Annotated in this window: 3 protein-coding genes; all 3 read right to left on the reverse strand. The window is 31.6% G+C overall.

Annotation, left to right across the window (positions count from 1 at the left end; genetic code table 11):
• Positions 1-115 precede the first annotated feature (115 nt).
• Positions 116-673 (reverse strand): TorD/DmsD family molecular chaperone, encoded by a 558-nt coding sequence (locus AACU98_RS14380; protein ID WP_004242698.1) that lies wholly within the window; start codon positions 671-673, stop codon positions 116-118.
• A 223-nt stretch (positions 674-896) separates the two neighbouring features.
• The gene (locus AACU98_RS14385) at positions 897-1,505 is read right to left on the reverse strand and encodes a 2OG-Fe(II) oxygenase (protein ID WP_004242697.1); all 609 of its coding nucleotides are present in this window, start codon (positions 1,503-1,505) and stop codon (positions 897-899) included.
• A 244-nt stretch (positions 1,506-1,749) separates the two neighbouring features.
• The coding region (locus tag AACU98_RS14390) for a hypothetical protein (protein ID WP_161734614.1) at positions 1,750-4,078 on the reverse strand (2,329 nt) is incomplete at its 5' end.

Genomic DNA, 4,078 nt, shown 5'->3' on the forward strand with positions numbered 1-4,078 from the left:
AAATTAATTATTTTCTAGCCATAACATGCGCAATAAGCGGAACGGCACCCAAATAAGATAGCTATTCTAGGGTGCCGTTCAAAAAAACAACGTTTTTATTATAGGATTTAATTATTTATTTTTCGTTTTCTTCATCTGATAATTCTTCTCGTAATGCAGAAAGTGCACCACGCGTAATTGCTGCTAAAGTACGATAAAAATTTGTTTTAGCATGCGCTTCAACCTTACCTAAAAAGGTTCCCGCCCAAGGTAATAGATAGTTATCAAATAGCTGTGTTTGTGCTAATACTTCATCTTGTGCGGCATTATCTTCAAGCCAAGAAGCGGCAAGTAACAACGCACCAAAGCTATCTGTCGCTGATCCGGTGACAGGCATACCTCGAGTGACTAAGAATTGACGAATATCTTGCTCTTTTATATCACCGTAATCATGTGCATAAAGAGATACTGCGGGTATTGGGTCAGCAAAAAGCGATTGGTAGTCAGCTTCTACTGCCGCTAAATCAGCTACGCTACTTTTTAACGTTTTGAATAGTTCATCTTGCTCTAATGGCCATAATTGGCTTAGTTTATCTTCCGCTATCATGGTTATGATCGGTGCTAAAATAGCATCACTCGGTGCTCGTTGAAATAATGTACCTAATAGACGGCAGACAATCGAAAATTCATTCATTCTATTTTTACCCCATAAAGTTTGGTTTTATTGTCCTGTTAACCACCAGAAAATCAACAATTTTCTTTATTCTCTTTTCACTCTATTCCATTAATTACACATTATTTTCAGTCATTAATAACAGAAAAAGCGCGCTCTTATCATTAAGCTATATAGCCTAATATAAGAAACGCGCCTAATCCCATGCTATTTCTATTACGACAATAACACTTTATTGCATCATTTAGCTGGCGATATCGAGAAAATTATCTCTGACACCATTAACTCGAAACCACCCTGCAATACTGATCCTTTCTTTATGAGTAGGTAATACTTCATGTGGAAATTGTTCTGAAAGAAAAACCACTAAACGACCACCTTGAGGGGCGACTGTCGCTAATTGATTATCATCCAGATCATAGATAACTAGCTCTCCACCGTCTTGTGGTGTCCATTCATCATTAAGATATAACACTGTCGTTAAACGTCTTGTGACATTTTCTTTAAATGCATCAAGATGTTTTTTATAGAAAGCACCTTTTTCATAACAAGCGAAATGAGCTTCATATTCAAACAGCCCTAAAAAGAACTCACGATTAACTGCTCGTTGAATGCTTTCCATCTGCATAAGATAATGTTGAACTGGCTCTCCCATTTGCGGCTCTAGCCAACGAATTTTATCACTGCGTATCGTGGTTTCTGCTAATAGGTTTTCATGACGTCCTATACGTGCTTGTTGTGCATCATTACCAAAACAAGCACGCAATTGTTTAACCGCCTCTGGTGTAAGGAAATCATCCCATACACACCAACCTTTATCTGCAATTTGTTCAAGAAGACTTGCTATATTCATTAGTCATATTGTCTGATTAACAGGGGAAACTATCTTATAGCACCATATTAGGCCAAATGACAATCTAATAAACTTATCCTTTCGATTACATGAATTTATTAGAACTAAATTCTATAAAAAAGAAAATAACATTGAAATATAAGATATTATTCCATAGAGATCTATTGTAAAAAACCAAAAAAACATTGAATAATAATATATACGTTACACATCACCCCAAATAAAGATAAGAAAAACAAATGGTTTAATGAAAATAATAATTAGTGGTTATTTTCTCCAATTGCTTTTCATATTTATCATATAAAAAATTAATTTCACCTTTAACTTGATGATGCATAATAGACTTTTTGCTTTCTAATCGTAAAAAAGCAAGAGGAAATGATTTTGCTTTATCGGCGAGTTCACTTATAGACATCACATCTATTGAATTAAGCTGGTATTCAATATTATTTAACTCTTGTTTCGCATTATTATAGAAATTATCTAATTTATCTTTTATATCATTAACTGTTAGATTTTCATCTGTTTTCACTTCATTGATAAGCTCTTCCAGTTGAGTTTCAAGCACTGAATAACGCACTCTCCCCTCACTATTTAGCTGATATTTAGAAATAAAATATGGCTTAAATTTTTCATTCATATTATTTTTTTTCTGTGAAGAAAGTATTTTTTTCTTTTCTGTTAAATCAGCTAAGAATTGTTGTACTCTGTTATTATTGTGTACTAGATCTATTGAGTTATCTATTACATCACTCTTGAGAGAAAGATCATTCTCCATCAATTGTGGATTTAGTTTGTTTTTTAATTTCTTATTTGCATCCAACTGTAAATAAACATGATCAAGTTTATTTATACTTCTTTTAACATCGTATTGAACAGGGTATTTATCAAATAGGTTATTTATTTTAAGTACTCTTTTATAAAGTCCTTTTAAATTATTTTTATGTGCTTCAAATTCTTTTTTGTCTTGTTTTATTTTGCCATCATAAATTCTATGTTTAAATAGTGAATTAACTCTTTTTTCTAACATGACTTCAAAATTTTTCAATGATGTCAATGGATACCAGTGAATATTATGCGATGCTTTTGTCGCTGAAGGTGTAAATTTTAAATCTCGGTATAATTCAAAACTTCCGCTAAAATACTCAACATCAACATTTTTTTCCAACTGTTTTGCTTTGGTCTCTCCATGACCAATAAATTTATTTATATTGTGAATGACATTTATTATTTTTAAAGAGAGATTAGCACCAACCGCATTTCTCGGTAAATTTAATTCTATATTTTCATTAGCAGAAACTCCCACATCAAAACTGACTTCACTTCTAAGTTCAACACCTAATGACGCGTTTTGTGTTCTATTAAATTCCAGCGTTGCATTATCCTTAAGTTCACTTTCTGTAAGAGATACCCCTTGATTAATAAATTCGACTAAATCTTTTGGTTGAATTTTAAATGAAAAATTAGATTTTTTTTCATAATGATAATCGAGTATCACAGTGGCCATTAACGGTGTTACAAAACCATAATTAAACGCCCCTTCTCTCCATTTTTGTTCATTGTTCATAATCCCAGCAGATAAGCCCGTAGCAATCCCTGCATCCATTTTATTTACAAATGAGAATACAACTTCATCTTGCTTATTTTTTGAAATTGTTAGGGCATGTGTTTTCGCAAAATTAGCTAAAAGAAACGCACTCACACCAATATTTTGAGATAAATGAAATGCACTAATACCAAAGAATGCACGGATATCATTATACTGGCTAATTGTAATGCTCTCTTTATCATTTAATTGTTCTACTAAAGAATAAACAACCTCACCTTGAGATTTACCATTGTTAATTCCGGTAATATATTTATTAAGCAGATTATAATCATGTTTAATCACCTTTTTTACACCATTTAAAGCATCTGTTTTAATTGTTCTCGGTAATGTAGCAGAATTAACTATAGCTTTTATAGTAGAAAACATCCCTCTAAAACCAGGATCAAGACTTTTCGCGATATCTTTTACCATTGCACCATATTTTTTTAATGCATATTGTTGTTTTGCTCTATCAAAGTGAACCCTTGCATTATCAATAGCCGACGAAAAAAAGGGAATATTTTTAGCACTAAAATTACCTATTTTTTGAGTAGAAAATGGCTGTCCTGAGTGATAGTTTTTATAGTTATTTTCTCCAACCATTGAATAAAAAGATAACGGTGGCTCTTGAGTTAAACGAGTGATTTCATAATGATAATCTTTTAATGCAAAAATATGCAGAGGATCAAAGTAATATATTTTTATTTTATTACCTTTATCAACCACAAGTTGGATTTTATTTAACACCGGTTTTATCGCTAATATTTTATCTTTTGATTTTAATGGTAATTTTATTTGATTTTTTTTACTCTTACCATCTACGTCATCCCCTTTAGGCATTAGCGTTGGTGGTAAGCCATATGTAAAAAGTTTATTATCTTGTAAAGTTATAGTAATAGGCATCCCTTCTCTATTTATTTTTAATACATTTCCTTCTTCTTTTTCTATAACATTATTAATATTAGATAAATCATGTTTTAAACTA

Source organism: Proteus sp. G4380 (assembly GCF_963885725.1).
GTDB classification, from domain to species: Bacteria; Pseudomonadota; Gammaproteobacteria; order Enterobacterales; family Enterobacteriaceae; genus Proteus; species Proteus mirabilis.

Coding starts and splice junctions, on each gene's coding strand:
- AACU98_RS14385 (WP_004242697.1), bottom strand. CDS start 1,505: ATGAATATAGCAAGTCTTCTTGAACAAATTGCAGATAAAGGTTGGTGT.
- AACU98_RS14380 (WP_004242698.1), bottom strand. CDS start 673: ATGAATGAATTTTCGATTGTCTGCCGTCTATTAGGTACATTATTTCAA.